At 70.9% G+C, this 23,563-nt stretch carries 18 protein-coding genes; 8 read left to right on the plus strand and 10 right to left on the minus strand.

Going from position 1 to position 23,563, the window contains the following annotated elements; all coding sequences use genetic code 11:
- Positions 1-65: 65 nt before the first annotated feature.
- Positions 66-2,645, minus strand: coding sequence for an alpha-glucan family phosphorylase (gene glgP / locus ACLQ2R_RS09880; protein WP_425959063.1), 2,580 nt, complete (start codon positions 2,643-2,645; stop codon positions 66-68).
- Between the two features lie 348 nt (positions 2,646-2,993).
- Here glgP and ACLQ2R_RS09885 point away from each other — a divergent pair, with 348 nt between their 5' ends.
- From ACLQ2R_RS09885 to ACLQ2R_RS09895, 3 genes are read left to right on the plus strand one after another with little or no spacing between them, the layout of a single operon-like run.
- Entirely contained in the window at positions 2,994-5,129 is a 2,136-nt protein-coding gene (locus ACLQ2R_RS09885) for an alpha-1,4-glucan--maltose-1-phosphate maltosyltransferase (protein ID WP_425959064.1), read from the plus strand.
- Between the two features lie 46 nt (positions 5,130-5,175).
- Positions 5,176-6,879 (plus strand): maltose alpha-D-glucosyltransferase, encoded by a 1,704-nt coding sequence (gene treS / locus ACLQ2R_RS09890; protein WP_344893948.1) that lies wholly within the window; start codon positions 5,176-5,178, stop codon positions 6,877-6,879.
- A 4-nt stretch (positions 6,880-6,883) separates the two neighbouring features.
- The gene (locus ACLQ2R_RS09895) at positions 6,884-8,197 is read left to right on the plus strand and encodes a maltokinase N-terminal cap-like domain-containing protein (RefSeq protein ID WP_425959065.1); all 1,314 of its coding nucleotides are present in this window, start codon (positions 6,884-6,886) and stop codon (positions 8,195-8,197) included.
- 75 nt (positions 8,198-8,272) lie between these two features.
- Here the strand turns inward: ACLQ2R_RS09895 and ACLQ2R_RS09900 are convergent, their stop codons facing one another.
- Positions 8,273-9,178 carry a phytanoyl-CoA dioxygenase family protein gene (locus ACLQ2R_RS09900; protein WP_425959066.1) on the minus strand — a complete coding sequence of 302 codons (906 nt, stop codon included), beginning with the start codon at positions 9,176-9,178 and terminating at the stop codon, positions 8,273-8,275.
- Positions 9,179-9,380: 202 nt separating this feature from the next.
- Here ACLQ2R_RS09900 and ACLQ2R_RS09905 point away from each other — a divergent pair, with 202 nt between their 5' ends.
- A complete protein-coding gene (locus tag ACLQ2R_RS09905; protein WP_425959067.1) occupies positions 9,381-10,439 on the plus strand; it encodes a LacI family DNA-binding transcriptional regulator in 1,059 nt (352 codons plus the stop codon).
- Between the two features lie 95 nt (positions 10,440-10,534).
- Here the strand turns inward: ACLQ2R_RS09905 and ACLQ2R_RS09910 are convergent, their stop codons facing one another.
- The 3 genes from ACLQ2R_RS09910 to ACLQ2R_RS09920 all read right to left on the minus strand — a co-directional run bounded on the left by ACLQ2R_RS09910 (position 10,535) and on the right by ACLQ2R_RS09920 (position 13,398).
- The gene (locus ACLQ2R_RS09910; RefSeq protein ID WP_425959069.1) at positions 10,535-12,130 is read right to left on the minus strand and encodes a glycoside hydrolase family 13 protein; all 1,596 of its coding nucleotides are present in this window, start codon (positions 12,128-12,130) and stop codon (positions 10,535-10,537) included.
- Positions 12,114-12,368 (minus strand): hypothetical protein, encoded by a 255-nt coding sequence (locus ACLQ2R_RS09915; protein WP_425959070.1) that lies wholly within the window; start codon positions 12,366-12,368, stop codon positions 12,114-12,116. The genes ACLQ2R_RS09910 and ACLQ2R_RS09915 overlap by 17 nt, the downstream gene beginning before the upstream one ends.
- Positions 12,369-12,708: 340 nt before the next feature.
- A complete protein-coding gene (locus ACLQ2R_RS09920) occupies positions 12,709-13,398 on the minus strand; it encodes a hypothetical protein (protein ID WP_425959071.1) in 690 nt (229 codons plus the stop codon).
- A 37-nt stretch (positions 13,399-13,435) separates the two neighbouring features.
- On the opposite strand from ACLQ2R_RS09920, the gene ACLQ2R_RS09925 reads away from it, so the two are divergent.
- Positions 13,436-14,077, plus strand: a complete 642-nt coding sequence (locus ACLQ2R_RS09925) for a TetR/AcrR family transcriptional regulator (RefSeq protein ID WP_425959072.1) — start codon at positions 13,436-13,438, stop codon at positions 14,075-14,077.
- A gap of 143 nt (positions 14,078-14,220) precedes the next feature.
- Here ACLQ2R_RS09925 and ACLQ2R_RS09930 read toward each other — a convergent pair whose 3' ends face one another.
- The 5 genes from ACLQ2R_RS09930 to ACLQ2R_RS09950 all read right to left on the minus strand — a co-directional run bounded on the left by ACLQ2R_RS09930 (position 14,221) and on the right by ACLQ2R_RS09950 (position 19,434).
- Positions 14,221-14,811 carry a hypothetical protein gene (locus ACLQ2R_RS09930; RefSeq protein WP_425959073.1) on the minus strand — a complete coding sequence of 197 codons (591 nt, stop codon included), beginning with the start codon at positions 14,809-14,811 and terminating at the stop codon, positions 14,221-14,223.
- Positions 14,812-15,449: 638 nt separating this feature from the next.
- Positions 15,450-16,748 carry an APC family permease gene (locus ACLQ2R_RS09935; protein WP_425959074.1) on the minus strand — a complete coding sequence of 433 codons (1,299 nt, stop codon included), beginning with the start codon at positions 16,746-16,748 and terminating at the stop codon, positions 15,450-15,452.
- Between the two features lie 68 nt (positions 16,749-16,816).
- On the minus strand, positions 16,817-17,947 hold the full coding sequence (locus tag ACLQ2R_RS09940) for a 50S ribosomal protein L11 methyltransferase (protein ID WP_425959075.1): 1,131 nt from the start codon (positions 17,945-17,947) through the stop codon (positions 16,817-16,819).
- Positions 17,948-17,956: 9 nt separating this feature from the next.
- Positions 17,957-18,277, minus strand: a complete 321-nt coding sequence (locus ACLQ2R_RS09945; RefSeq protein ID WP_386234032.1) for a Rieske (2Fe-2S) protein — start codon at positions 18,275-18,277, stop codon at positions 17,957-17,959.
- Positions 18,274-19,434 carry an iron-containing redox enzyme family protein gene (locus ACLQ2R_RS09950; protein ID WP_425959076.1) on the minus strand — a complete coding sequence of 387 codons (1,161 nt, stop codon included), beginning with the start codon at positions 19,432-19,434 and terminating at the stop codon, positions 18,274-18,276. The genes ACLQ2R_RS09945 and ACLQ2R_RS09950 overlap by 4 nt, the downstream gene beginning before the upstream one ends.
- Before the next feature lie 939 nt (positions 19,435-20,373).
- On the opposite strand from ACLQ2R_RS09950, the gene ACLQ2R_RS09955 reads away from it, so the two are divergent.
- The 3 genes from ACLQ2R_RS09955 to ACLQ2R_RS09965 all read left to right on the plus strand — a co-directional run bounded on the left by ACLQ2R_RS09955 (position 20,374) and on the right by ACLQ2R_RS09965 (position 23,342).
- Entirely contained in the window at positions 20,374-20,865 is a 492-nt protein-coding gene (locus ACLQ2R_RS09955) for a GNAT family N-acetyltransferase (protein ID WP_425959077.1), read from the plus strand.
- Between the two features lie 548 nt (positions 20,866-21,413).
- Positions 21,414-22,100, plus strand: a complete 687-nt coding sequence (locus ACLQ2R_RS09960; protein WP_425959078.1) for a hypothetical protein — start codon at positions 21,414-21,416, stop codon at positions 22,098-22,100.
- A 3-nt stretch (positions 22,101-22,103) separates the two neighbouring features.
- On the plus strand, positions 22,104-23,342 hold the full coding sequence (locus tag ACLQ2R_RS09965) for a copper amine oxidase (protein ID WP_425959079.1): 1,239 nt from the start codon (positions 22,104-22,106) through the stop codon (positions 23,340-23,342).
- Positions 23,343-23,563 lie beyond the last annotated feature (221 nt).

Consider the following 23,563-nt stretch of genomic DNA (forward strand, 5'->3'; position numbering starts at 1 on the left):
GGGAAAGGACGAGGCCCCGCCCCGCGACGTGAGCGCGGGGCGGGGCCTTCAGGTCGTGCCGGATCTCAGCGCAGGGTGCCGTTGGTCATGCCGACCGGCTCCTCGGGGACGGTCACCAGGCCGAGCTCGGCCGAGGACGCCACCAGCGGGTGGTCGGGGACGACCCTGACCGTGTAGCCGAAGGGACCGGTCCGCTCCAGCGGCACGGTCCCGGCGAAGACGGCCCTGCCGTCGTCACCGGAGGACTCGACGGTCAGGTCGGCGTAGGCGGGGTCGGCGAGGTCGTCGTGGTCCCCGACCCGGCCGTAGGCCGCCTGCACCCGGATGTCGCCCGGCTCCAGCTCGCCCAGCGCGATGGTGGCCCTCAGCTCCAGCGAGGAGCCCAGCTCCGGGGTGTCCCCCAGGCCCGAGGTCTCCACGTGCTCGACCCGCACGCCCGGCCAGGCCCGGCCGACCTTGAGCTTCCAGGCCGCGAAAGACCTGGCCCGCTCGTAGCCGTCGCCGGACAGGGCCCGCGCCGAGGTCGCGGCCGGGGCGTACAGCCCGACCACGTAGTCGCGGAGCATCCGCCCGGCCAGCACCTTGGGGCCGAGCGAGGCCAGCGTGTGCCGGACCATCTCCAGCCAGCGCCGGGGCAGGCCGTCGGCGCGGTCGTAGAAGCGGTCGGCCACCTCGTGCTCGATCAGGTCGTACAGGGCGGTGGCCTCGAGCTCGTCACGCCGGTCGGGGTCGGTGACGCCGTCGGCGGTGGGGATGGCCCAGCCGTTGGTGCCGTCGTACCACTCGTCCCACCAGCCGTCGCGGATCGACAGGTTGAGCCCGCCGTTGAGCGCGGCCTTCATGCCCGAGGTGCCGCACGCCTCCAGCGGGCGCAGCGGGTTGTTCATCCACACGTCGCAGCCCTGCACGAGCAGCTGGCCCAGGGCCATGTCGTAGTCGGGCAGGAACACGATGCGGTGCCGGACGTCCTCGGAGTCGGCGAACTTCACGATCTGCTGGATGAGCTTCTTGCCGCCCTCGTCGGCCGGGTGGGCCTTGCCCGCGATCACGATCTGGATCGGCTTGACCGGGTCCAGCAGCAGCGCGCGCAGGCGGTCGGGGTCCGACAGCATCAGGGTGAGCCGCTTGTAGGAGGGCACCCGGCGGGCGAAGCCGATGGTCAGCACCTCGGGGTCGAGGGCCTCGTCCACCCAGCCGAGCTCGGCCCGGGAGGCGCCCCGGTTCAGCCAGGACTGGCGCAGCCGCTCGCGGGCCGCCCGGACCAGCCGCTCGCGCATCCGGCCGCGGATGCCCCACACGTCGCCGTCGCTGACCTTGGCGATGCTCTCCCAGCCCTGGGCGCGCTCGACCAGCGTGGGCAGCTCCTGCCCGGCCAGCTCCATGATCTCGCGGCCGACCCAGGTGGGGGCGTGCACGCCGTTGGTGATGAAGCCGATCGGCACCTCGGCGGTGTCGAAGCCCGGCCACAGGCCCTGGAACATCCCCCGGCTGACCTCGCCGTGCAGCTCGGAGACGCCGTTGACCCGCTGGGCCAGCCGCATGCCCATCGCGGCCATGTTGAACTTGCCGGCCTCCTCCTCGGCGCCGAGCGCGAGGATGCGGTCGACCGGGACCGTGGGCCAGGCGTTGTCGCCGCCGAACTGGCGGCCGATCATCTCGGCGGGGAAGCGGTCGATCCCGGCGGGCACCGGGGTGTGGGTGGTGAAGACGGTGCCGGCCCGGACCGCCTCCAGGGCCTCGTCGAAGGAGAGCCTGGCCTCGGTGAGCTCGCGGATGCGCTCCAGGCCCAGGAAGCCGGCGTGGCCCTCGTTGGTGTGGAAGACCTCGGGCTCGGCGTGCCCGGTGACCCGGCAGTAGGCGCGGATGGCGCGCACCCCGCCGACGCCGAGCAGCAGTTCCTGCAGCAGGCGGTGGTCGGTGCCGCCGCCGTAGAGGCGGTCGGTGACGTCACGGGCGGCGGCGTCGTTCTCGGCAACGTCGGAGTCGAGCAGCAGCAGCGGCACCCTGCCGACCTGGAGCACCCAGACCTGGGAGTGCAGCGTGCGGCCCTCGGGGAGGCTGATCTTGATCCGGACGGGGGTGCCGTCCTCCTCGCGGAGCAGGGTCAGCGGCAGGCCGCCCGGGTCCAGCGAGGGGTAGTGCTCCAGCTGCCAGCCCTCCGGGGAGAGGGACTGGGTGAAGTAGCCGTGCCGGTACAGCAGGCCGACGGCCAGGATGGGCACCCCGAGGTCGCTGGCGGCCTTGAGGTGGTCGCCGGCCAGGATGCCCAGGCCGCCGGAGTACTGCGGCAGGGCGGCGGCGATGCCGTACTCCGGGGAGAAGTAGGCGACGGCGCGGGGGGCGTCCGCGATGGTCTGGTACCACCGGGGCGCGGTCATGTACTCGCGGAGATCGTCGGCAGCGTCGGCCAGCCGCCGCAGGAAGCGGCGGTCGGCGGCGAGCTCGCGGAGCCGCTCGGCCTCCACGGCGCCCAGCAGGGCGACGGGATCGTGGCCGACGCGCGCCCAGATGGCCGGATCGACCTCGCCGAAGAGGTCCAACGTCTCCGGATGCCAGGACCATCGCAAGTTCAGGACGAGCTCGCCGAGGGAGGCCAGCTCCGGGGGCAGGACGGTGCGGACGGTGAACCTACGGATTGCTCTCACGGTGCCAGACCCTAGTTACTCAGCGCCACGAGGGCGACCTCAACACTCAACGCGTCTCCCCCTCACCGCTATCAAACCGCCCTAAACAATCACAACACAGGTCATCGACCGTGAGGACGGCTCGCCGGAGAGTAAGAGGTCTCGCACTCTATCCAGAGCCAGGCATGAAGATGGACTATTGGGGCACCGGACATACGAGCCAGCCGTACCGCCCTCGGGAACCGGCCGTCCCAGCTGGGCGGGGCTACGCCCTGCCCGGAGACGGCCGCCGGAACGCTTGAAAAACGAAGATCTTCCTTGCTGACTTCCCCGGCGGCACCGGGCGTGCCGCCGCTACCTTGAGACGCGATGATCGGACGAATTCCCATTCAGGACATTCACCCCACGGTCGACTGCGGGCGCCGCCCCGCCAAGGCCGCCGCGGGTGAGACCTTCGAGATCTCCGCGACCGTGTTCCGCGAGGGACACGACGCGGTCGCCGCGGGCGTGGTGCTGACCGGCCCCGGCAAGGTGCGCGGCCCGTTGCTGCCCATGGCCGAGCTCAATCCCGGCACCGACCGCTGGGGCGTGGAGGTGACGCTGCCCACCGAGGGCGAGTGGCGTTTCCGCGTGGAGGCCTGGGGGGACCCCCTGGCCACCTGGCTGCACGACGCGGCCATCAAGATCCCTCGCGATCTGGACGCCGACCTGATGTGCGAGGAGGGGGCCCGGCTCTTCGAGCGCGCGGCCAGGGCCGCCCGCCCGGCCGACTGCCGCCCGGTGAGCACCCAGCTCGCCGCCGTCGTGGCGACCAGCGGGGCGACCACCGCTCCGGCCGGTCGCAGGGGCGGGCGCAAGAAGCCCGAGGTCGTCCCCGAGCAGCACGTCTGCGGGCACCGCGCCGCGCTCCAGGCCGTCGCGGCCCGGCTGCGCGACAGCGGCATCGACCCGCGCGCCCGGTTCAGCGTCGCGCAGACCCCGGAGACGGCGGCGCTGCTGCGCGCGCACCCGCTGCGGGACCTGGTGACCCGCTCGGCCCCGCGCACGATCCTGGTCCACCGCCGCAGGGCGCTGTTCGGGTCGTGGTACGAGTTCTTCCCGCGCTCCGAGGGCGCGATCATCGAGCAGGGCGTCGCCCCCAAGTCCGGGACCTTCGCCACCGCGGCCGAGCGCCTGCCGGCCGTGGCGAGAATGGGCTTCGACGTCGTCTACCTGCCGCCGATCCACCCGATCGGGCAGAGCTTCCGCAAGGGGCGCAACAACACCCTCACCCCCGAGCCGTACGACCCGGGCTCGCCCTGGGCGATCGGCTCGGCCGAGGGCGGCCACGACGCGATCCACCCCGAGCTGGGCACCTTCGACGACTTCGACGCCTTCGTGGCCAAGACCCGCGGGCTGGGCATGGAGGTCGCCATCGACCTCGCCCTGCAGTGCGCGCCCGACCACCCGTGGGTCAAGGAGCACCCGGAGTGGTTCAACATCCGCGCCGACGGCTCGATCGCCTACGCCGAGAACCCGCCCAAGAAGTACCAGGACATCTACCCGCTGAACTTCGACAAGGACCCCAAGGGGATCTACGAGGAGATCAGGCGGGTGGTGCGGCTCTGGATGGACCACGGGGTGCGGATCTTCCGGGTGGACAACCCGCACACCAAGCCGGTCTCCTTCTGGGAGAAGCTGCTGGCCGACATCCACACCACCGACCCGGACGTGCTGTTCCTCGCCGAGGCGTTCACCCGGCCGGCGATGATGCGGATGCTGGCCAAGGTGGGCTTCCACCAGTCGTACACGTACTACACGTGGAAGAACTCCCGCGCGGACGTGGAAGAATACCTGGGCGAGCTCTCCCACGAGACGTCGCACTACATGCGACCGAACGTGTTCGTGAACACCCCTGATATTCTCCACGAGTATCTGCAGAACGGGGGAGTCCCCGCATTTCGGATCAGAGCCATACTCGCGGCCACGTCCATGCCGACCTGGGGCGTGTATGCCGGATACGAACTTGCGGAGAATGTCCCGGTAAGGCCAGGTAGCGAAGAATACCTGGACAGCGAGAAATACCAATACAGGCCCCGAGATTGGGAAGCGGCGGAGCGCGAAGGCCATAGCCTGGCACCGCTCATCACGCAACTCAATGTGTTCCGAAGAGCCCACCCGGCGCTCCAGGAACTGCGTAACCTACGTTTTCACAGCGTCAACAATCCGGACGTGGTCTGCTTCTCCAAGCGGCTGCCCGGCGCCTACGACACGGCCACACGACGGCACGGCCTGGGCGATGTGGTCCTCGTTGTCGTGAACCTGGACCCGCACCACACCCATGAGGCGACGGTGTCGCTGGACATGCCGGCCCTCGGTCTCGACTGGCAAGCCGAGTTCGTCGTGGAGGACGAACTGTCGGGCGAGTCGTACCGCTGGCGGCAGGACAACTACGTGCGCCTCGATCCCCACATCCACCCAGCGCACGTCTTCACTCTGCGTGCCGCGGCGGCGAACCAGCGGTGAGCCGGCCGGGTACGCGTATACCGGCAGAACAGCGGGGAGTCCACTGGTGAGTCAGCTACACGAGCCCATTCCGAACACCTTCGACGAGGAAAAGCCGCGCGATCCGTACTGGTTCAAGCGTGCCGTCTTCTACGAGGTTCTCATCCGGGGCTTCGCCGATTCCAACGGCGACGGCACCGGAGACATCCGCGGTCTCATCCAGAAACTGGACTATCTCCAGTGGCTGGGCGTCGACTGCCTCTGGCTGCTGCCGCTGTACGAGTCGCCGTTGCGTGACGGCGGATACGACATCGCCGACTTCATGAAGATCCTGCCGGATTTCGGCGACCTCGGGGACTTCGTGAAACTGGTCGACGAGGCGCACAAGCGCGGCATGCGGGTCATCGCCGACCTGGTGATGAACCACACCAGCGACCAGCACCCGTGGTTCCAGGCCTCCCGGCACGACCCCGAGGGGCCGTTCGGCGACTTCTACGTCTGGAACGACAACGACGAGCTCTACAAGGACGCCCGGATCATCTTCGTCGACACCGAGACGTCGAACTGGACCCACGACCCGGTCCGCGGGCAGTACTACTGGCACCGCTTCTTCAGCCACCAGCCCGACCTGAACTACGAGAACCCCGACGTCCAGGACGCGATGCTGGAGGTCCTGCGCTTCTGGCTGGACCTGGGCATCGACGGGTTCCGGATGGACGCCATCCCGTACCTGTTCGAGGTCGACGGCACCAACTGCGAGAACCTGCCCCGCACCCACGAGTACCTCAAGCGGGTCAGGGCCGAGGTCGACCGGCTCTACCCCGACCGGGTGCTGCTGGCCGAGGCCAACCAGTGGCCCGCCGACGTGGTCGAGTACTTCGGCGACCCCGCCACCGGGGGCGACGAGTGCCACATGGCGTTCCACTTCCCGCTGATGCCGCGCATCTTCATGGCGGTCAGGCGGGAGTCGCGCTACCCCATCTCCGAGATCATGGCCCAGACGCCGAAGATCCCGGAGAACTGCCAGTGGGGCATCTTCCTGCGCAACCACGACGAGCTCACCCTGGAGATGGTGACCGACGACGAGCGCGACTACATGTACTCGGAGTACGCCAAGGACCCGCGGATGCGGGCCAACGTCGGCATCCGGCGGCGGCTGGCCCCGCTGCTGGAGAACGACCGCAACCAGATCGAGCTGTTCACCGCGCTGCTGCTCTCCCTGCCGGGATCTCCCGTGCTCTACTACGGCGACGAGATCGGGATGGGCGACAACATCTGGCTGGGCGACCGCGACGGCGTCCGCACCCCGATGCAGTGGAGCCCGGACCGCAACGCGGGGTTCTCCGAGTGCGACCCGGGCCGACTCTACCTGCCGGTCATCATGGACCCGATCTACGGTTTCCAGGCGCTCAACGTCGAGGCCCAGCAGCGCAGCGCGGGCTCGCTGCTGCACTGGACCAAGCGGATGATCGACATCCGCAAGCGGCACCCGGTCTTCGGCCTGGGCGAGTTCACCGAGCTGAACTCCTCCAACCCGAGCGTCCTGGCCTTCGTCCGTGAGCTGGGCGACGACCGCATGCTCTGCGTCAACAACCTGTCACGGTTCCCCCAGCCGGTGGAGCTCGACCTCCGCCGTTTCGAGGGTTCGGTACCGGTGGAGACGATGGGCGGCGTCCCTTTCCCTTCAATCGGCGAACTTCCGTATCTTTTGACGCTTCCTGGGCATGGGTTCTACTGGTTCACCCTGCCGCCCGCGTCCCAGGAGGCGTAACACCGTGTTGACGGAGCTCCTTACCGGTTGGATCACCCACCAGCGATGGTTCGCCGGTAAGGGGCGCCCGATCGACGATCTCGTCGTCGATTCGGACGTCGAGCTCTCACCCCGACTGCGCCACCTGATCATCTCGGTCCACCAGGCCGGTGCCCGCGACCGCTACCAGCTCCTGCTGGGCAGCGAGGCACCGGACTGGGCCCACTTCAAGGCCGCCCACATCGGCGAGGGCTACTACGACGCGGCCTACGACGCCGACCTCACCGTGACCCTGCTGGAGGGCATGGCCGAGGGCCGCGACACCGGGCCGCTGCGCTTCCGCCACGTCGAGGGCGTGGAGATCGACACCTCCCTGCGGAGCCTGGTCCTGGGCGCCGAGCAGTCCAACACCTCGCTGGTCTACGGCGAGACCTACATCTGCAAGCTGTTCCGCCGCCTGAACGCGGGGGTCAACCCCGAGCTGGAGATCGTCACCGCCCTGGCCGGCCACGGCGGCCGGAACATCGCCCGCCCGTACGGCTGGATCGAGGCCGATCTCGACGGCGAGCCCACCACGCTGGCGATGACCCAGGAGTTCCTGCCGAACGCCAACGACGGCTGGGCCCTGGCGCTGGCCAGTGTCCGCGACCTGTACGGGGCGCTGGAGGGGTCGGCCTCCGACGCCGGCGGCGACTTCAGCTCCGAGTCCTACCGCCTGGGGATCACCACGGCCCAGATCCACCGGGAGCTCGCGGAGGCGTTCCCGACGGAGACGATCGAGCCGCAGGAGGTCAAGCGGATGGTGGAGGAGTTCCGCCGCCGCCTGGCCGCCGCCGTGGAGGAGGTGCCCGAGCTGGGCGAGCACGCCCACGTGGCCGAGGAGGCCTACCAGCGCGTCGCCGACGTGGCCTCCGAGACGCGGGTCCAGCGGGTGCACGGCGACTACCACCTGGGCCAGGTGATGCGCACCACCACCGACTGGATCGTCCTGGACTTCGAGGGCGAGCCGGGGCAGCCCATGGCCGAGCGCCGGGCCCTGGCCTCCCCGCTGCGGGACGTGGCCGGCATGCTGCGCTCCTTCGACTACGCCGCCCGCCACCTGCTGGCCGACCACTCCAACGCCGACGAGCTGCGCCCGCGCGCGGTGGAGTGGGCCGAGCTGAACCGCTCGTCGTTCCTGGCGGGCTACTCCGCCGGGGGCGGGCGGCTGCGCGCCGAGGACGCCGTCCTGCTCCGCGCCCTGGAGCTGGACAAGGCCGCCTACGAGGTCCTCTACGAGGCCCGCAACCGGCCGACCTGGATGCACATCCCGATGTCGGCCTTCCAGATGGGCCGCTGACGACCGCCCGGCTCACCACCGGCCGGCCGGCTCCTGACCGGCAGGTTCACGATCCCGGACGCGTGACCGGAGGGCTCACGCCTCCCCCATCACCAGACCCTCGATCGTGTGCTTCTGCGTGATCGGCACCAGCTCGTCCACCACCGGGCAGGGCAGGTGGTCGCGTACCAGCGCCGGCAGACTCTCCCGGTAACCGTGGGTGACCGCCATGGCGTGGTGGGCGGCGTTGCCCGCGCCGGGGGCGTCGACGCCCAGGACGAGCACGGGGCGGGACCTCTGCGACCGGTTGGTCGTGCCCCGGTGGATCGTCAGGGCCGAGCGGGCCGAGATGTCGCCGCGCTGCGGGTACTTGCGGGTGGCGCGCTCGACGTAGCGCGACCAGGTGTCCCGGGGCGGGAACATGCCGTGGTCGAACGACGGCTCGTCGTCCCACTGGGTGCCAGGGGCGATCTCGAAGGGGCCCATGTCGGGCTCGGTGTCCACGGCGGTGAGGTTGAACGCCAGGGAGGTGAGCCGGCGGTGCGCCCGGGTCTCCTCGGGCATCGGGAAGTCGCGGTGCCACGGCTGGTCGACCGCCCCGGCGAACGGCACGTCGAAACCCAGCTCGACGATCTCGTACCGGGGGCCGAGCACAGCCGTGCAGACCGCGACCACCCACGGGTGGGTGACCAGGTCGACGAAGCCGCGCATCTGCTCGGGGTGGATCTCGACGTAGAACCGGTTGGGGCCGCGTCCCACCGCGCCGCCCTCGCGGGCGCGCGCCTCGTTGAAGGCGGCGTCGATGTCGGAGGCCACCTGATCCACCCAGGCCGCGTCGAAGGCGCCCCTGCGGGCGGTGATCCCGTCACCGTAGAGGGCGGCGACGGCCTCGGCCGTGCCCGCCTCGTCCACGTGCGCGTTCCTCCAGCCCGGCCGTACGGGCTCCGCGAGCCCTCCTCCGGCCGCCGCCGGGGAGATCGCGTGGTGTGTCGTGTCGGTCATGGCACTCTCCTCCTCTACCCTGTCCTTCTATGTTGCAGCGTTGCATGCAACGCTGCAACACCTCCCGGCGGAATAGGATCGGTGACCGGTGACGAATCCCGGACGCCGGGTCCGGGTGGTGATCGCGAGCGGCCCGTCACGCGGGCGCGGCCGGTCACGGCCGGGCGGACCAGATGGACGAGGCGGACGTGAAGGAGGGGCGATGGCCGGCCTGAAGGAGGTGGCGGCACGAGCCGGGGTGTCGGTGCGCACGGTGTCGAACGTCGTCAACGACTTCCCGCTCGTCGCCCCCGAGACCCGGCGGCGCGTGCTGGAGGCCCTGGAGGAGTTGCAGTACCGCCCCAACGCGGCGGCACGGCGGCTGCGCGGCGGCCGGTCCGGGCTCGTCGGGCTGGTCATCCCGGAGATCGACTCGCCCTACTTCGGGGAGCTGGCCTCCCTGCTGGTCCAGGCGGCGCAGGAGCACTCCTGGACGCTGCTGGTGGACCAGACCGACGGCGACCCCGACCGCGAACGCCGGTTGCTCGAAGGCATGCCCGGCCAGATGATCGACGGGCTGATCATGAGCCCCTGGGGCCTGTCCCCCGCCGACCTGCGGCGGCGTGCCGACGCCGTGCCGCTGGTCCTGCTCGGCGAGCAGGACGCCGCGGGGCTGATCGACCACGTGAGCGTCGACTCGGTGGCGGCCTCCGCCGAGGCCACCCGGCACCTGCTCGGCCTGGGCCGCCGCCGGATCGCCGCGATCGGCGTGCAGCCGCACCTGGCCAACGGCACGGCGCGGCAACGGCTGGAGGGATACCGGCAGGCGCTGCGCGACGCCGGCGCCCCTCACGACCCCGCGCTGGAGGTGCCGGTGGACGCCCTGCACCGCGCCGACGGGGCGCGGGCGATGCGGTGGCTGCTGGACGGGGGGCACGCCCCGGACGCGGTCGTCTGCTTCAGCGACCAACTCGCCCTGGGGGCGCTGCGGGTGGCGCTGGAACGCGACCTGACGGTGCCGGGGGACCTGGCGGTGTGCGGGTTCGACGACATCGAGGACGGCCGGTACGCCACCCCCTCGCTGACCACCGTGGCCCCGGACAAGGCGGAGATCGCCCGGCAGGCCGTCTCGTGCCTGGCCGACCGGCTCAGGCGTCCGGTCCCCGGCGCGCCCCGGGCCGACCCGCGGGCCGCTCCCCCGGCCGGCCCCCCTGCGGCGCGCCGGATCGTGGCCCCCCACCGGTTGCTGATCCGCGAGAGCACCGCCGGCCGCCTCCGGTGAATCCGCCCCGGCGATCCGCGAGCACGCCGCCGGCCGCTCCCGGTGAACCCGCCCCGGCGGCACGGGCCCACCACCGGCGGCCCCGGTGAAGCCGATCAGCGGGCCAGCCACACCCCGGTGTCGGGCGGCAGCCGCCCGCCGTCCAGTGGACCGCTCGCCAGCACCACGCTCTCGTACGGCGGCAGCGCCACCGCCCCGCCCGAAAGATTGATCACACAGGTGAAGCCCGCGTCCCTGGAGAAGGCCAGCACGTCCGGCGGGGCCTCCAGCCACGTCAGGTCACCGGTGATTCCGCGCCGGGCCCGCAGGGCGGCGCGGTAGAGGGCGAGCGTCGAGTGCGGGTCCGCGTTCTGTGCCTCGACGGTGCGCGCGGCCCACCCGGCCGGTTGCGGCAGCCAGGGCTCGCCCGTGCCGAATCCGAACGGCGGCTCCGAACCCGACCAGGGCAGCGGCACGCGGGAGCCGTCGCGGCCCTTGACCGTGTGGCCGGAGCGGGTCCACGTCGGATCCCGCAGCACCTCCTGCGGCAGGTCCTCGACGCCGGGCAGGCCGAGCTCCTCGCCCTGGTAGACGTACACGCCTCCGGGCAGGGCGGTGCTCAGCAGCGCGGCGGCGCGTGCGCGCCGGGTGCCGCGTTCGAGGTCGGCGGGCGTGCCGTGCACGTCCGCGAAGTAGCGGGGGCCGAAGGTGGTGTCCGCCCGGCCGTAGCGGGTGACGAGGCGAGGGACGTCGTGGTTGGACAGCACCCAGGTCGGCGGGGCGCCCACCCGCGCGTGCTCGGCCAGCGTCGTGTCGATCACCTCACGCAGGTCACCCGCGTCCCAGGCGCAGGTGAGCATGGCGAAGTTGAAGGCCGTGTGCAGCTCGTCCGGCCGCAGGTAGCGCGCGACGCGCGCCTGGTCGGGCAACCAGATCTCGCCCACGAAGATCCGTTCGTCCGGGTAGGAGTCGGCGACGGCCCGCCAGGAGCGGTAGATCTCGTGCACCGCCTCCTGGTCCTTCCAGGGCAGATGCCCCTGGTAGCCGGCCACGTCGGGCAGCCCCTCGGCCTTCACCAGGGCGGGAGCGACGTCGATCCGGAAGCCGTCCACCCCGCGGTCGAACCAGAAGCGCAGGGTCCGCTCGAAGTCCGCGCGCACGTCGGGATGGTTCCAGTTGAGGTCGGGCTGCTCGGGCGCGTACAGGTGCAGGTACCACTCGCCGTCGGCCACCCGGGTCCAGGCGCGCCCGCCGAAGGCCGCGGGCCAGTCGTTCGGCGGCTCGTCGCCCGCGCGGAACCAGAACCGCTCGCGCTCGGGCGATCCCGGTCCGGCCGCGAGCGCCGCCGCGAACCAGGGGTGCCGGTCGGAGCAGTGGTTGGGCACGATGTCGACGAGGACCCGGACGCCCAGCGCGTGGGCCTCCCCGATCAGCGCCTCGGCGTCGGCCAGCGTGCCGAAGACCGGGTCGATGTCGCGGTGGTCGGCCACGTCGTAGCCGCCGTCGACCATCGGCGACGTGTACCAGGGGGTGATCCACACCGCGTCCACGCCGAGCTCCGCCAGGTAGGGCAGGCGGCCGCGCAGTCCCGCCAGGTCCCCGACGCCGTCGCCGTCGCCGTCGGCGAAGCTGCGCGGGTAGACCTGGTAGATGGCGGCGGTGCGCCACCACGGGTCCCGTCCCGGCGGAAGCCGGTCAGCCACCGAGCTCACGGACCACGGTGTCCAGCCGGTGCGCCAGCTCGTCGAGCCGCGCGTCGCTCACCTCACCGCCCGCGCCGCTCCCGCTCCCGCCGAGCTGGTCCTGCAACTCGCGGCGGCTGACCACGGTCAGCCCCTCGACCCGGTCCGCCGGGACGACGCGGCACGCGCCGCCGACGAAGATCAGCGTCGCGTCGGGATCCGTCGATGTCAGCAACTCGCGGACGTCGTCTCGATCGACCATTGCCATGGATGCCACCCTCTTCTCGCTCGTCCGTGCGGTGCGCCGTTCGGCCTCGTCCTCCTGCCTGCCTCGCCCGCGTGGTCCGCGCCTTCCGCCGGCAGCGGTGCCCGGAGGGACCTGCGGGACACGCGGCCCCGGCGAAGCGGCGAGATGGTCCCGGCCCGGTGCTACCCGTCAGGTCGTGCCGTACACCGAGCGGAGGACGTACGGGGTGACCGCCTCACGGCGTCCCCTTCGTCCTCACCGTCCTCGTCGTCCAGCGTCCCCGCCGCCCCCGCCGGCCTCGCCAGCCTCGCCGGCCTCGCCGCCCTCGTGTCGGCATGATGACCCGGCCCTCGGCGCCCTGTCACGGGGCCGGGTTCAGGCGGATCAGGGTGACGCCGTAGGCGAGGATCCAGACCACCCACATCGACCAGCCGGCGAGGCCGAGGAGACCCAGGGGGCCGGCGTGGTCGATGATCAGGGGGGTGAGCGTGGCCGAGGTGAACAGCAGCGCGGCCGACACCAGCCCGAGGGCGCCGTGCCAGGACCGGATCACGCCGGCACGCAGGCCCGCCACCGACAGGCCGAGGAGGGCGAGGGCCAGGAAGGTGCCGTTGAGGGTGAACAGCGCGTCGTGCAGGGCCCACAACCCCCGGGTCACGCCGCCGTCGTGCCCGGCCGTGGCCGAGAGCGCCAGGCGGGTCGCGACGACCCCGGCGAACGTGACGTTCTGCAGCGCCAGCCCGGTGAACCCGACCAGCGACCAGGCCTCGCCCCGTTCGCGCTCGGGGCGCCGCAGCGCGGCGGCCGCACCGGCGCCGAACAGCGTGGCCAGCACCCAGGCGGCGGGGGTGATCGCCGACGCGAGGGCGACGACGTCGCCCTCGGTGCCGAAGAACGCGTCGACCTCGCCGATCCCGGCCCCGGTGAGCGGCAGGCCGGCGGGCACCATGACCGCGTTGGCGAGGACGATCGCGACGGCGAACCCGAGGGCGGCGACACCGGTGACGCGCGAGAAACCCGGGGAGGACCCCGCATATGACTGACGTGGCATATATTCATTATAAGCACCGTAAAGCCTCGGAGGGGCCGTGAGCTCAGAGCCGGAACGGCGTCGTTACGACTCCCTGCGCCGGTCGGCACAGGCGCGGGAGACCCGGACGGCGATCGCCGACGCCGCCCGCCGGCTGTTCGTCTCCCGGGGATGGGCGGTGACGACCGTCAGGGAGGTCGCCCGCGAGGCGGGCGTCTCCGCGCCGACCGTCTACGCGACGTACGGGAACAAGGCGGGCCTGACCCGGGCCCTGGCGGACGCGGCCGACCTGTCGGCCGACATGCCGAGGATGCTGGAGGAGCTGGAGGGCACGACGGTCCCCGAGCGGCACCTCGCGGCGATGGCCGCCTACGACCGGCGGCTGTTCGAGCGCGCGGGGGACGTCATCTCGCTGGTGCGCGAGGCGGCCCGCACCGAACCCGAGCTGGCGACGGCCTACCGGGAGGGACGCGGGCGGGGCGACGAGACCCGGGTGCTGGTGTTCTCGTCCTGGCCGGACGGCACCCTGCGGGACGGCCTGGACGTCGCGTCCGCCGTCGACGTCTACGGGGCCGTGTGCAGCATCGACGTCTACACCACGCTCACCGGCGAGCGCGGCTGGTCACCCGACCGGGTCGAGCTGTGGTGGAGCGAGGCGCTGGCCCGCGAGCTCCTGAGCCACCACCGCGCGGGCTCCTGAGAACAGGATCCGGCACCACGCCTGGTCCTGCACTCCGGACCCGCCACCGCACTTGATGGACACCAGGACGTCCCGCTGCGTTCACACCCCGTGGACGGCGTCGGGAACGATCGGCGAAGATCGCGATCACGCGCGTCCCGCACTCACGACGTCTCCGATCCGCCGCGGAGGCTCTCGGCCGGCCGCCAGACGCTGGCCGAGGGATTCGCGAGTACGTCCTCGTCGTCGGCGGTGAGTTCTCTGGCCCGCCGGCACGCCTCCCCGACCCCGTCCACGATGAGGGGGCTCCCCAGATCGAGCGATATGAAGACCGGCAATCCTATTTCGTACAGGGCCCTTGTCCCGAGGGACTGGTCCGGCAGCCCCAGGACGGACGTGCCGTTCTCCCCCCGGTGTTTGAAGAACACGTCTTTCCGTCGTTGCGGCGAGTATCTCCCGGCCCCTCCCGAACGGGTGGACCGCTCGGCGAACTCCGCGTCCGTCTCCTCGACGATCTCAGCCGACTCGATACCCGTGTCCGCAGCCCGCAACAGCGACGTCAGACGGTCGGGGTAACCGGATCTGTCCAGGAGATCCGCGGTGAACGCCGAGCGGGAGGAGAGCGTCATCGCGGGTTTGCGATCCAGGACACCGGAGAACCAGTCGTGGACCGCCCTGACCAGGAACTGCTTCGATCGCGCCGCGACGGACGGGAAGAGGACGTTCGACTCCGTGATCTCCTCCACCTGCCGCATGGACTCCGGAGAATGTTCTCCGTACGAGTACCCTTCCAGACGCCGATGAAAAATCGTACGTTTCCGGATTGTCGGCGCCGTAGCTGGGAGTCAGCAGCAACTGCTGCTCATCACGGAGTGACCTGTGGTTGACCGTGCGGAAACTCAGCAGCATCGGAGCGCAGGCCTCCTTTTACCGAGGGGTCTACCCCGGAGTGCGCGGAAGAACCGCACGAATGAGCATGAGCAACTGCAAGGGGTCGACAACCCCGCCGTCTCGGGAGATCAGCGGAATTCACGTCGCCGGGCATCGCGAACGGCCGTCGTCCGTACAAGGACATCGGCTCACCTAAATCCGATATCTTGAACAATGGCCGCCGAACAGGACGCACGGGAATGGTCGGCGACCTGTTCCCCCGCCGACGACATCGCCCTCGGGCGGAACGCTGAACAATGAGTGCACGGCGGCATCCCATCGGAGGCGAATTCCACAGATACGGGACGCCCCACCCACGAATACGAGACGTCGCGGGATTCTCTCGCCGAGCCGGGGAACGCGAAAGATCGGCGTGGCCGTACGCGGCAGGGCGGGCCGGTCCCGGTTCACCGGGGCCGGCCCGCCCTGCCGGTCTCAGCCGTCGTGGCCGGCCTCGGCCGGTTCAGTCGGCCGGGGGTGCCACCGGCACCGGGTCCTTCTCGGCGGTCAGCACGTGCACCACCGCGCCGGCGGTCAGCAGCGCGAGGGGGTAGAGCAGCATCCAGCCGAAGCCGATCAGGAGCACCACCACCGGGGCGCACGCCAGCACCACCAGCAGCCAGTGCCTCGGCCCCCTGAACAGGGCGCCGTACGCCAGGGCCGACATGGCGTAGCCGATGATGAAGTTCACCGCCGACAGCCGGAAGACCTGGTCCAGCGTGAGCAGCTTGGCGCCGTTCAGGAGCACGACCGTGCCGAACATCAGGACGGCGAACACGATGGCGGCGACGGGGGCCCCGTTGACCTTGTTGCAGACGGTCAGCCGCGCGGGCAGCAGGCGCTCGCGCGCGGTGGCGAACACGATCCGCGAGGTGGCCCAGGTTCCGCCCATCAGCGTCGCGAAGACGATCAGGGCGCCGAGCACCGCGGCCGCGGTCCCGGCGGCGGCGCCGAAGACCTGCCGCAGGACCGCCGCCACCGGCGCCTGCCGGACCATCGGGTCGCCGGGGTCCAGCGACACCTGGACGGCGGTGGCGATGCCCACGTACAGGACCACGATGACGACGAAGGAGGCGATCAGCACCAGCGGCAGGTCGCGCCGGGGGTTGTGGTACTCCTCGGTGGTGGAGGCGACCAGTTCCCAGCCGGTGAAGGCGAAGAAGACCAGGCCGACCGCGGGGAGCAGGTCGAGCCAGTTCACCGGCAGCGTCACCGTGCCCGGCGTGTCGAAACCGGGGGTGACGAACGGCACGGCCGCGACGACCGCGATGAGCAGCACCAGCAGCGCGGTGACGACCGTCTGGACCCCGCCCGCCAGGCGCGAGCCCAAAGCGTTCAGCACGGCCACCAGCGCCAGGTAGGCCAGCGTCGCCGGGAAGACGGCGTCGGGCATGCCGAGCAGCACCGCCGTGTAGTTGCCCCCGGTGATCGCCATCGCCGCCCCGCCGCACGCCGTCGCGCCGAGCAGCACGTAGGCGACGGGCGAGGCGACGCTCCTGCCGAAGGCGGCCTGCATGAAGCCGATCACCCCGCCCGCGCTGGGGTAGCGCGAGCCGAGCTTCGAGAAGACCAGCAGCAGGGGGATCACCATGATCGCCGCCACGACCCAGGCGAAGACCGCCGAGGATCCGACGGAGGCGTACGCGAGACCCGGCAACACCAGCAGCCCGCTGCCGACGATCATGCTGACCGCCAGGCCGACACCCCTGCCGATGGTCAGGGTCTTGCGTAGTTCCTTGGATGAATCAGCCGTGGTACTCATCTTCTCCTCACAATGGGCGGAGGTACGGGAGCGAGGGTGGACGCCCGCCCGTCCCCGGTGGTTGTCGGCTACCTGTGTCCGGAAGGGGACACTTCGGCCGCGGCGGCACCGAGGGGTTCGGGCCGTACCAGCACCCGGTCGTTGTCGTGGGTCACGAGCAGCCGCAGCGGCTCGCCGGCGCGGCAGGGCAGGGGCCGCTCGAAGGTCTGCACCGCCTGCCGCCAGTGCGTCCCGTGGTCCTCGGGGCCGTTGGACAGGGTGACGTCCTCGGCCAGGTCGAGCTCGAACCACATGACGATCGCGTGGCAGGTCCCGTCGGCCGACACCGGCGCCGGGACGACGCGTTCCTGCTCGCACTTGCCGGTGCGGAAGTCGAAGTCGAACAGCGGGAACGGCTCGCCGAGCAGCCGGTGCCGGTAGCCGGTGAGGTAGGTGGAGAAGTACTCCATCGACCTGAACTGCTGGAAGAGCGTCATGTCGAAGTCGTAGACGGTGTCCACGTGGTTGCGCCCGAACAGCTCGTCGCTCTCGACCAGCTGCCCCCACAGCCGGGCGCCCTGCGGCACGATGGTCGCGTCCGGCCGCAGCAGCTCCTGGCGGGCGTGCTCGATGCTCGGCAGGGCGCCCTCGCCGAGCAGCGCGCAGTCGAAGATCTCGGTGACCAGCACGTCCGCCGGACGGGGAAGGTCGACGCCGACCCGCAGGTCCGTCGACCTCGCCTCCACCACCTTCACCCGCGACTCCACGCCGTTCACCGCCATGGTCCGGCGGGCGATCGCGGCGATGACCGGCTCCATCTCGCAGGTGACCACCATGTCGGCGCCGGCCTCGACGGCGAGCAGGGACAGCAGCCCGGCCCCGGTCCCGATGTCCAGGACGAGGTCGCCGGGACGCACGACGGCGGAGATGGCCCTGCGGTAGGCCTCGTTGCGGGCGTGGTCGTTGAGCATCGCGAAGTGCCAGCGCGGCACGAGCTGGCGCACCGCGCGGTTGAACAGGAGGTTGGCCGGGCCGTACCCGGCGCGTGCCCCGCCCGCTCCCGCGAACAGGTTGGCGGCGGTGGTGTAGTCCCGCCGGTTCATCGCGTCCATGCCGTGCTTCAGCATGGTCTCGGAACCGATGACCTCGGCCCAGAAGAGCGACTCGTCGGGTCCCGGGCCATTCGACGAACCCTCGACGTTCCTGATGATGGGTGCCATGAATCGTCCCTAGCTCGCGAACACGATCTGCTGTACCGGAACCGCCTCGCCGGCACCGGCCGGCAGGTAGGCGACGACGCTGGAACCTCGCTGGATCGTGGGGACAGCGCGGTCACAGAGGCGGTCGACGCGGAAGGTGCTGCCGTGCCAGGGGCAGCGCAGCCGCCCGGCCTCGATCTCACCGAGATGGAGCGGGCCGCCGCGGTGGGGGCAGCGGCTGTGGATCAGATGGACGGAACCGTCCCGCTCCAGGCAGAAATAGGTCTCGTCGCCCGCGCGCACGGCGTTGTGCCGGGGCCATTCCAGTTCCACCCTGACGCGAGCGCTCACGAATCGGCCCGCGCCGGCGACCGGGTGAAGGCGATCGTGGCGCTCGCTCCGGCCCGCAGGCCGTACAGCCGCCCCGTGGGGACGCGCACCGCCTGGCCCGTGGCCACCTCCAGCGGCTCGCCGGTGGCGCTCCAGTGCAGCTCGGCGGTGCCGTCCAGCACCGAGACGGTCATGTCGTGGTCGCTGATCGTCGTCTCGAACGGGGTGGTGGCGTCGATCTCTCGCGGCTCGTCCCGCCCGTCCCCGCCGGTCTCGGCGGTGACGACCTCCGGCTGCCAGGAGAGCTGCCCGATCAGGTCGGCGTCGTTGAGCCGGCCCAGGACGCGGACGTCCTCGATGCCGCGCAGCAGCTCCCGGATGGCGAGGTCGCCGTGCTTGCGGGCCAGCGGCAGCAGCAGGTCGTTCACCGCCATCCTGCCGTGGTGCTGGTCGATGTGGGCGTGCTCGTCGAAGTAGCGGGTGTCGATCCCGTCGCCGTAGACCGCGCGGTACGTCTTGGTCATGGCCGCGAAGGACGGGGCGAACGTCGCCTCCAGGAAGGCCATGCCGCCGATGTAGCGGAAGAACTGGGAGCGGTTCCTGGTGACCTTGTAGAAGTAGTTGTTCCCGGCCATCCAGCTCGGCATGTAGGAGAACCAGTAGTGGTGCGGCTCGGCGCTCATGCCCACGCTGCGGCAGAGCTCGACGAACAGGGTGCTGTGCTTGGCGTCGAAGACGCCGTAGCCGAACTCGTCGATGAAGATCTTGAAGACCTCGCTCTGCTCCGGGCCGTACGCGCCCCCGAGGTTCTGCGACATCGCGGTCGCCTCGGTCAGGCCGTCGAGCGCCATCTGCGCGATCATCATCTCGGCCGCGCGCCGCGGGTCCGCCGCCTGCTCGATCGCGCGCAGCGCCGGCCGGTCGCCGTTCACCGCCTCGTCGATCGCCGCGAGGACGTGCGCCTCAAGGGCGTCGCAGTCCCAGCGTCCGTTTATTCGGACATCCGATCCGAGAGAGTCGAAGACAAAGGACTCCACGGCCGGGCGTACGAGATCGGAATGGAGACGCGCTTTCCGGCCGTAGAACTCCTCGAACTGCCTCTCCTTTCCGGAGAGCCCTCCGGAGGGGAGGAAAAGCGCGTCGCTCTCGTAAATGTTCATCAGCAGCCGATTGGCCACCAGGCTCTCGTCCGAGAGTAATCCGTCTTCGGTCAGCGGCTGATCCCATTTGATTCTGGAAAGCCGATCGGCGTCCAACGGACGGTGATAGGGAGTGTCATCAACGTACGGATTCACCGTCGGCCGGTAACTCGAGGAAGCGGTCAGCTCCGACACCGAGTCCCTGACGGAGACGGGCTCTTCGAGCGGTCCTGCAAGCGTCATGTCAAGAGCGCCTTCCACAAGAGAAGAACAGTTTCTGGAGCATGGTCGAGCGCAGGTCGGAGGGCACCTTTAAAAAAGGCGCGCCCGCGCCTGCGTCAAGATCGGATTGCCTCGTGCCGGACTGGACGACCCCGTGGTTCGCTTTCCCGTACCCTCTACCGCTTCATATCCCCGTACTTCGCATCGCGATGGTAATACAGCCCCCCAGGCAGGGCAAGGCGGTCTTACGGAGATTTTCCCGCCCTTCGGCCCGCAAACGGAGAAGATGCTTGCAGAGCAGGGGAGACGTAAAAATCCTCAATTACGGCAGGCCGTGACGCACGCGAAATCCACGACTTCCCCGCCTCAGGAAAGGGCGGCATCCGGATGACCCGTCCACCCGCGCTTCCGACCTGCGGTCGAATCGCGGAGTTTCACCGTCCGGCGTCCTTTCATCACGGCGCGACAGGGAAATCGGAAGGGCTGTTCCGATTAGGTTCGCCCATTTGCCGGGGAGAGGGACAACCGAATCCGGTTCGGGACCTGTTTTCGGTCCTGCCGGAAGGGACGCGCCGGCACCGGCGCAGGAGGGACGACCCGGCACCGGCCCCGGACGCCGGGGCACGGGGAACGGCACGGCACGGGTCCCGGGACGCCCTCGATGCCCCGGTGCCGCCAGTGACGTCCCGGCGCGAGCAGCCGCTCGCCAAGCGCCGATTCAGCCGGTGACAAGGCGGTCGCGGCAGGCTGGCCCGCATGTCGTTCCTCCCGAGAACCCACGAGATCCCCCCGGGCGTCCAGCACCGCAGGTTCCACGTCCGGCCCATCACCGTGCACGACGCGGTGCGCGACTTCGACGCCGTGATGAGCAGCGCCGCCCGCCTCCGTGAGCGCTTCCCGCTGGGCGGCGGCTGGCCGCCCGACACCATGACGCTGGAGGAGAACCTCGTCGACCTGGCCTGGCACCAGAAGGAGGCCCTGCTGCGCAGGTCGTTCAACTACGCGGTGATGAGCCCCGACGGGGCACGCCTGCTCGGGTGCGTCTACGTCGAGCCCCCGGAGAAGGCGGGGGCCGACGCCGACGTGTCGTTCTGGGTACGCGACGAGGAGGAGGGCACCGGCCTGGAGGAGGAGCTGGAGGCGGCGGTCCGCGCCTGGATCGCCGGGTCCTGGCCGTACACCTCGGTCCGCTGGCCGGGCCGGGACATCTCGTGGGAGGAGTGGGACCTCCTCCCCGGCGCGCGATGAAAAACCAGGACCTGTTCCGAGGCGACGACATATCGGGAAAGCCACGGACGGCACCGGACGTGCCGGAGCGCCCCTGGGACACGGCGAGGTCCCGGGGCGCCACGGCGTTCCGGGGGTTCCGGGGGTTCCGGGGGTTCCGGGGAACGTGACATCGCGGGGCGCGGGAGAGGCCGCGGATGCCGGAAGCGCCGGAACGGGCGGGAAATCCGGCGTGCCCGCGAACTTCCGGCCGCATGGAAACCCGGTTATGACAGAAAGCCGCTTGATGTGCAGTGAAATGACAGATATGTCCACCCCTTGGACACGCCGCGCGTACCGAAGGCGGCCGGAAGTCGAGAACGCGACAGGAAAAGGACAGGGCCGGCGCCCCAGGCGTGACAGGAAATCGAGGACACCACCGGAAGAAGCGGGCTCTGCCATGAAAACGGATCGAACGCACAAAGATCAGCAATAGCGACCAACGGCGCAATACCCCTTTCAAGCCGCCACGACTTTCCCCGATCGCTACTCTTCGCAAGGGAACGTCAACGGTGAGTAAAGGGGCACTGATGGGACGAAGGCTGATCGTCATGGCCGGCACGGGAGCGGGGGTGGTCGCGGCCGTCGGGGCGGCGTTGCTCGCCGGGCTGCTCGTCTCCGGCGAGCAGGGGTCGCGGGCCGCCGGTTCCTCGGCGCGCCTGCCCGCGCTGGAGGACCCGCTCACCGGCCAGGAGGTGGCGCGGGCCGGTGCCATCGCGTCGGCGGGCTCCCGGTCACACCTGGCCGCCGGCCGGACCAAGCTGCTCTACGTCGAGCGCGACGACGACAAGGACTCCCCGGGTCAGCGCCGCGCCGACGCCTACCTCTACGACTACGGCGGCGACCGGCTCATCGTGCGGACCGTCGACCTCGGCCGGGGCACGGTCGTGCGGGAGACCGTGGAGCAGGGGGTGCAGCCGCCCCCCTCCAAGGAGGAGGAGACCACGGCCGCCGGGCTCCTGCTGGCCGACCCCGGGTTCGGCAAGGGGCTGCGCGAGGCGTACGCCAGGGCGGGGGGCGGGGCGCTGCGGTCCGCGGCGGCCCTGGGGCTGCGCGGGCTGATCTTCACCCCGTCCGGCGAGAGCGGGTCCGCGCGCCAGTGCGAGACCCACCGGTGCCTGCGGCTGTTCGTACGGCTGCCCGACGGCACCTGGCTGGACACCAGCCGCGTCGTCGTCGACCTGTCCGCCAAGAAGATCCACACCCTGGAGTGGTGACCGGTGTCCCTGCGCCTCGCCCTGTCCTGTGTCCTGCTCGCCACGGCCCTCACCGCCGCGACCGCGTCCCCGGCGTCCCCGGCGGCTCCGGCGGCTCCCGCCCCGCCACCGGGAGCGTCCACAGCGTCTCCGGGGTCCCCGGGGTCTCCGGGGTCTCCGGCGTCCCCGCGGACCCCCGCGACGCCGTGCAACGCGCCGTACCGGATCGACAAGACCCTGCCCAACGGGGCGCGCTGGCAGCTCTGCTGGGAGATGCGCAACGTCGAGGGGCTGACGCTGAGCAGGGTCGTCTACACCCCCCGGGGCCAGCGGGCGCTCACCGTGCTGCGCAGCACCTCGCTGGCCCAGATCCACGTGCCCTACGACCGGGGCCGCCCGCGCTACCACGACATCGGGTCGCTGGGCCAGACCGCCGTCCCGCTGCGGGCCGCCGACTGCCCGCTCGGCGAGCGGCGCGAGCAGTTCGTCTGCGTGACGACCAGGGCACGGGGCCACGCGCACCTCAAGGCGGTCCCCGACCGGCTGAACGTGACGGCCCAGGGACGTGAGCTGGTGGTGTTCGCCGCCTTCCAGGTCGGCTGGTACACCTACCTCGCCGAGTGGGCCTTCGCCGACGACGGCTCGATCACCCCGCGCGTGGGGGCCACCGGCTCCCTCGCGGGGTTCACCACCACCCCCGAGTACGGCTGGCCGATCGGGGTGGGCGACACCAAGTTCGAGGCCAGTCACACCCACAACGTCTTCTGGCGGATGGACTTCGACGTGGCGGGCCGGGCCGACGACGTGGTGGAGCAGTACGACTTCGCCGGTTCGGGCACCGCGAACCGGCGCCTGACCCGCACGGCGTTCACCACCGAGACCGGGACGGTGCGCAGGCCGATGCGCTGGTGGCGGGTGGTCGACCGCAAGGTGCGCAACGCCGACCGGCACCCCGTCTCCTGGGAGATCAACAACTCCGACAGCGACCAGTACCGCGGCCCGGCGGACGAGGCCTTCACCCGGGCCGACCTCTACGTCACCCAGTACCGCTCCTGCGAGCGCCTGGCGACGGTCAACCCGTCCCCCCGGTGCGCCCGGTCCGTCGACCGCTACACCAACGGGGAGCGGCTCACCGACCCCGTCCTGTGGGTCAACGTCGGCTTCCACCACGTCCCCCGCGACGAGGACGCCGATCCGATGCCGAGCCACTGGCAGGGGTTCCGCGTCACCCCGCGCGACGTCACCGCCAAGAACCCGTACTAGCCCGGAAACCCGTACCGGACCCCGCCCGGCGTCGTCGCCGGGAATCCCCGCCGAGAGCGCTCCGCCGATGCGGAGCGTCCCCGGCGGAGTCGCTCCATGATCGGATACGGTCGGCGGAAAGCGCCACGACAGGCCCCACAAAACCGACAATCGTGACTTTCGCCTCACTCCCGTCCGCACGTTTCGGAACGCGCATGGTGATAGCGGACAAGGGCATGGGT

Source organism: Streptosporangium sp. DT93 (assembly GCF_049844535.1).
In the GTDB taxonomy this organism is placed as follows: domain Bacteria; phylum Actinomycetota; class Actinomycetes; order Streptosporangiales; family Streptosporangiaceae; genus Streptosporangium.